Source organism: Sphaerisporangium sp. NPDC051017, assembly GCF_040683095.1.
GTDB lineage: Bacteria > Actinomycetota > Actinomycetes > Streptosporangiales > Streptosporangiaceae > Sphaerisporangium.
Genome location: NZ_JBFBCI010000130.1, coordinates 1 through 5,276 on the forward strand (window position 1 = coordinate 1; position 5,276 = coordinate 5,276).

General features: G+C 65.1%; 8 protein-coding genes. 3 read left to right on the plus strand and 5 right to left on the minus strand.

Annotated elements, in window-relative coordinates:
* Positions 1–195, minus strand: a 195-nt coding sequence (locus AB0M95_RS40665; RefSeq protein ID WP_363777029.1) for a hypothetical protein, incomplete at its 3' end; no start/stop codon positions are given.
* Here AB0M95_RS40665 and AB0M95_RS40670 point away from each other — a divergent pair.
* Positions 178–621, plus strand: coding sequence for a hypothetical protein (locus AB0M95_RS40670; RefSeq protein ID WP_363777032.1), 444 nt, complete (start codon positions 178–180; stop codon positions 619–621). The genes AB0M95_RS40665 and AB0M95_RS40670 overlap by 18 nt on opposite strands.
* Before the next feature lie 25 nt (positions 622–646).
* On the opposite strand, the gene AB0M95_RS40675 is transcribed toward AB0M95_RS40670, so the two are convergent.
* From AB0M95_RS40675 to AB0M95_RS40690, 4 genes are all read right to left on the minus strand, one after another.
* Positions 647–1,147, minus strand: a complete 501-nt coding sequence (locus AB0M95_RS40675; protein WP_363777050.1) for an NUDIX domain-containing protein — start codon at positions 1,145–1,147, stop codon at positions 647–649.
* Between the two features lie 110 nt (positions 1,148–1,257).
* A complete protein-coding gene (locus tag AB0M95_RS40680; RefSeq protein WP_363777035.1) occupies positions 1,258–1,962 on the minus strand; it encodes an HAD family phosphatase in 705 nt (234 codons plus the stop codon).
* Between the two features lie 22 nt (positions 1,963–1,984).
* Positions 1,985–2,518, minus strand: coding sequence for an NUDIX domain-containing protein (locus AB0M95_RS40685; RefSeq protein ID WP_363777038.1), 534 nt, complete (start codon positions 2,516–2,518; stop codon positions 1,985–1,987).
* A 38-nt stretch (positions 2,519–2,556) separates the two neighbouring features.
* Positions 2,557–3,885, minus strand: coding sequence for a hypothetical protein (locus tag AB0M95_RS40690; protein ID WP_363777041.1), 1,329 nt, complete (start codon positions 3,883–3,885; stop codon positions 2,557–2,559).
* 400 nt (positions 3,886–4,285) lie between these two features.
* On the opposite strand from AB0M95_RS40690, the gene AB0M95_RS40695 reads away from it, so the two are divergent.
* The gene (locus AB0M95_RS40695; RefSeq protein WP_363777044.1) at positions 4,286–4,873 is read left to right on the plus strand and encodes an HAD-IA family hydrolase; all 588 of its coding nucleotides are present in this window, start codon (positions 4,286–4,288) and stop codon (positions 4,871–4,873) included.
* Complete coding sequence (locus AB0M95_RS40700) at positions 4,870–5,184, plus strand: glycosyltransferase (protein WP_363777047.1); 315 nt, start codon at positions 4,870–4,872, stop codon at positions 5,182–5,184. Before AB0M95_RS40695 ends, AB0M95_RS40700 begins: the two co-directional genes overlap by 4 nt.
* The last annotated feature ends 92 nt before the right edge of the window (positions 5,185–5,276 follow it).

Here is a 5,276-nt window from a genome sequence, read left to right on the forward strand (position 1 = left end):
AATACGCGTCCGCGGCGTATACTTGGGTACAGAACGCCAGCCGAAGTGTTCGTCGAGATGCTCTCCGAACTTGCTTCCACCGCTTGAGACCGCCCGGTCTATTCGAATCACAGCGAAGTCCTTGCGGCCGCCCGGCTGGCCAAGGACATCGGCTGCGACTACTTTGAGTTGAAGACCATGTTCGACGAGGAGCACTTCGTCGTCCAGTTGCCGGACGACATGCTGGAGTCCGTTCGCGCGCAGATTGAGCAAGCCCAGGAGTTGCGCGACGACTCATTCGATCTGGAGTTTTCGTCGACCTTCGCATCTGCCGTGGACCGGCGCCCCGCCCAGCAGGACAAGTCGTATCACACGTGCCCGGTCGCGGAGTTGCGCACACTGGTGACACCGAGCGGCGTCTACATCTGCTCCTACCACCGTGGAAAAGATAAAGCGCGGCTGGGCGATGCCGTAGAAGAGAATTTCGGCGACCTCTGGAAGAAGGCCGACCTGACGGTCATCGACCCGTCCCGGGACTGCCGGTTCCATTGCGCCCGGCATGACATCAACCGTGCGATCGCGGATATGGCGGCATTGCCGGAGAATCCTCATCCCCTCAAGGAGCTTGACCGCTTCTTGTGACCGGCCCGATCGCGTCGAGATGGTCTCAACGCGCTTGGAACAACCCCGATGACCTGTACTCCAAGTACAAATCCAGAACGGCGAGAGTCGGCGGGTGGACGGGAGACGGCGGGTCGGAGATCGGCAGAAACCGGTGTTCGATCACCTCGTCATCCCCCTGCAAATCGCCCGTCCACGTCCGAGAATAGAAACACATCGCAAAAGCGTGGACAAGGTCACCATTCGGGTATCGCAGCGTGTGCGCGGCAGGATCGGACAAGCACGCAAAAGGGATGAGGTCCTCGGGTGCGACAGTCAAGCCGGTTTCTTCCCCGAGTTCCGCTGCTGCCGTGCCACGAAAGTCGTGTTCAGGTTCGCACGAGCCGGCCGGTATCTCCCACAAACCATTGTCGGATCGGCGCTGAAACAGCACCCGGTCGAGGTCGTCGATCAGCAGGACCTGAGCACCCGGAACGAGCAGCAACCGGGAGCCTACATCCTGGCGCAACGACCAGAGGTACGAATCTCTAAATGTCACGATAATCATCACTCGCCTATCATCAAGTCGTCACGTCGAGCGCGTCACGCATCCACACGAGGTGGATATTACCCCGCCTAATCGGTGATGCCGCTTGACGTCGTCCGGCAGCAATGTTTTCAGAGTTTCTCTATCGGAGGAGAATAGGTGAAGGGCAGCGTGCTGAGCGACTTCCATAGCCGGGGGTCAGCCAAGTGGGGATGGCGCACGTGGCAAGGGAGGGAATCCTCTGGTGGATCCTTGACTCCCACTACCCCAAGACCGGCAGACAGAGCCGCGCTGGCGCCCGCAGCAGAGTCTTCCAATGCCCAGGTGTGGCGTGGATGGATGTTCATGGCGGCGCATGCCGCAACGTAGACGTCCGGTGCTGGCTTGGGCGCGGCGACCATGTCGCTGCCGACGATCACGGTGAAGGCTGCGAGGTCGAAGGACTTCTCCAGATTGGCGATCACGACGTGTGCGGGGGCGTTAGAGGCTACGGCCAGTGGCACGCATCCAGCGAGCCGGTCAACCAGTGCCACGGCCCCGGGCAAAGGTTTGGTCTCGGCCTGGTGCTGACGCATCAGCGCGTACGCCTCTCGTCCTAGCTGCTCAGGCGAGGCCGCATGTCCCAGCATGTCGGCGAGCCGATTGCTGAGCTGCAGCATGTTGAGGCCGGCGAGGCTGCGCCGAGCGGTCACGGTGAGGATGACGCCATAGTGGGCGAACAGAGACTCATAGGCGCGGCCCCATGAGCCCTCGGTGTCAACGAGCACGCCATCGCAGTCGAAAACGACGCCGGCCGCTTGCGGTCGCGTGCGGCGCCTGTCCACGTGCTTGCGCATGGGGCCGACTCCTCCACCCTTGTCAAGGGTGCGTGGCCGGCAGCCCGGCGACAGGCAGGCGATACCCGGACCAAGCGTCCACTCCTTGGGTCTGAAGGAGAGTGAGCATGGTCTGGGCGACTTCCAAGGTGCCGGCCGGAACCGGCAGCCTTGCCAGGTCATCCACCCCCGCCCATCGGAAGGGATGCTCCGCGACGTGCGCTTCCTGCTCGGGCTCGTCGGCGACGGCCACATATTGGTGATCTTCATGAATGTGGCCGGTCGGCAGATCGCGGTCAGGGGCCACTGGCATCCGGACGATCCACCACGGGCTATCCACGAGGGGATGCGGGTAGCCGTCCGGTAGTGCCATCCCAGGCGGCGGCAGCAGGCGGGGGAGCCTGCCCGTTTCTTCAACGGTTTCCCGGACAGCGGCATCGGACGGCATCTCGTCTTCGACATGGCCGCCGGGGATCATGTAGTCGCCGAGCCGTGGATGTTCAATGAGCCCGATCCGCCACTCTTGGTCAATCACGGCGAACAGGTAGACCGACGCGGTCATGTGAACGGCAGGCATCGACTCGTCACCTTCCACTGGCGGGTTCGACGGGACTGTCATGCGGACGGTTGCAGAAGACGTACCTGGTCGTGGAAATCGCGCGTCTCGGGCAGCGTCGGGAAGCGGCGGCGCAGGCTGTGGTCGAGCTGCCGGGCACGGCTCGTGATGGCGCTGACGAGCCGGTCGCTCCTCAGGGCCTGGCGGCCTGCCTCGATGGCGGCTTCTACTTCGCTTAGGGCGGTATAAGCCAGTGCCAGGTCAAGCTGGGCGATCGACAGCCGGGTGGGGGCCTGGGCGGCCTGGTAGTGCTGAATGGCTTCCAGCGCGGCGTCGCGGGCTTGCTGCGGGTGGTCCAGCCAGATGTGGGAGGAGGCATCGTAGGAGATGATGCGCACCGCATCGACGGCGAACAGGCCGGTGTTCGTCGCGGGTAGCCCAGCTTGGAAGTGGTGGGCTTGGGCGGCCGCGTCGGCAAAACTGTCGGCATCGCCCAGGAGCGCGTGCGCCCGGGCGCGCTGCGCTGTCAGACGGACAGCGATCGGGCCGTTGCGGGGCGCGACGGCTAGGCCGCGGGTGGCTGCGGCTAGCGCGTCAAGCGGGCGATCGTCGTAGAGCGCGTGCGTGGCCAGCATGTCCTCGGCCCATGCGCACACCTCTGGCGCGTCGGCCTGCTGGCCGTGCGCCTTGGCGTCGGCGGCGAACGCCCTAGCGACCTGTGGTTCGCCGAGGTCGTGTGCCAGCCAGGCCAAGATGACCGACAGCATGCCGGCGTGCCTGGCGATGTGACGGCCTTCGCGCAATGTGTGGCGGCGATGGTGCAGCAGTTCGAAGGCTTCGTGGCGGCGTTGGGAGACTTCTGGCCATAGGCGCTGTGGCGGATGGCTGGAGTAGGTGGCGCCGAACTGGTCGACGGCCACTTCGAGGTCCGAGATGTCGGCAGGCTCAAGCTCGGTGAGGGTGGCGTGGCGGGCGTAGTTCGTGGCGGCCTGTGCTGCTTCGGCTTTTCTTCCTAGGAGCGGGGAAACGGCGGCGACGCCAAGGGCTGCGAGAGCTTGTCGTCTCTTCGTGGGATCACCTTCTTGGGTAGGCGCCGCTGCAAGCGTCGCGGCGTGGGCTGGGGAGTGACCATTCATGGCGGGGTTCGGTTCGGAGGGCGAGGCTACGCTCGAAAAGCCGAGGTCGGCAGGTGTCAGGGCACGCTGGCACAGCCGCCCTAGCGTGACCGCGAGAAATTCAGGTAACGGAGGGCGTGGCTGTTCGCCGCCGTTGACCCAGTGCCCGATGCGGGTGCGATCGGGCCGCAGATCGGGACGCTTTTCTGCCTTGCACGTCTCCGCCAGGGCGTCGGCCAGAGCGCCGTAGCTTACGCCCGCCTCATCGATCACGGAGCGGAGCTTGTCGTTGCGCTGCTTGTGCGTCGGTTGAGGGGACAACGGTGCCGTCCTTGGTGCGGGCAACAGGGCCTGATCCAGGTGCAACCCTCGGTTCCACCGTAACCAGGCGGGCACCTTCTGAGAAGGTGCCGCGCGACAACGCCACAGTGTGACGGATGTGGCGCCACAGGTGTGGCGGAACACGCGAGGATTTCGCCACAGCCTGCCCTCTGGATTCGCCACAGCTGGTTGAGGTGTTCTCAAAGGGGAGCTCGACCCGGCCCGGCCACATCACCAGTTGCGCGGCCCAGGTCGGCACCTGCTGAACCACAGATGCACGAGCGGGCGCACGGCGCCCGCGTCCCGGCTCAGGAATGGTGTGCTCATGGCGAGGACCCGCAACGAGCAACACGTGATCGACACTGTGGTGTGTGACGTCGGCGGCGTGATCATCAGCTTCGACGAGGCCGTCGCGGCCCGCATCGAAGCCCATCACGGTCTCGACACCGGAACGCTTCTGCCGGCCGTCCTGAAATCGGAACCCAGCGTGCTCGCCATGCGGGGCGCCATTGACGGTGATCAGTGGATGACCGCGGTGTCGGACCTGGTGGGACGCGCTGCGGTGCTCGACTGGCTCGACTATCACGGCACCCTGAATGAGCAGGTGGTCGCGCACCTCAAGTCCGTCAAGAACCGCGGGGTCAAGGTGGTTCTGCTGTCCAACGCGACCGGCCGCCTGTGGGACGACCTGCGTTTTCACGGGCTCGATTCGCTGGCCGACATGGTGCTGTGCTCGGCCAGCATCGGCCAGGTCAAGCCCGACTCCTCCTGCTACCGGCACGCCGCGCGCCAGGCGCAGTTCGACCTCAATCGAGCCTTCTACGTCGATGACACCCCAAGCTGGGTGGATGCCGGGGCCGCCCTCGGCATGAGAGGCCATGTCTTCACGTCGGCCGACGCGCTCGAGCGGGAGTTGGCCGCGTTGGGGTGGCTGCCATGACCGGCGCCCCAGCGACGCCGGAGAGCCTGGCCGGCGAGGTCGACGTGAGTGTCATTGTCGCCACCGGCCGTGAAGACGGCTGTCAGCGCCTGGTCGACGTGGTGCGACAGCAGTTCGCCGCCGTCGGTGTTCCGTTCGAGATTGTGCTGGTCATCGATGGCCTACCGCGCTACCAGTGGATATCTGACGCCGATGAGGACATGCGCGTTCTCCTCATGCCGCGCCGCGTCGGCATCGCCCGCGCCCGCAACGCCGGTGTCAGCGCGGCCCGCGGGGCGCTGCTGGCCTTCCTCGACGACGACTGCGTTTGAGGTGCCCCAGAGATTCCGGACATACCGCCCGATAGGGTGGTAACAGTCCGAAGGAGATGGGAACGTGCCGAAAGGTTCCAGGCGCAGGTTCA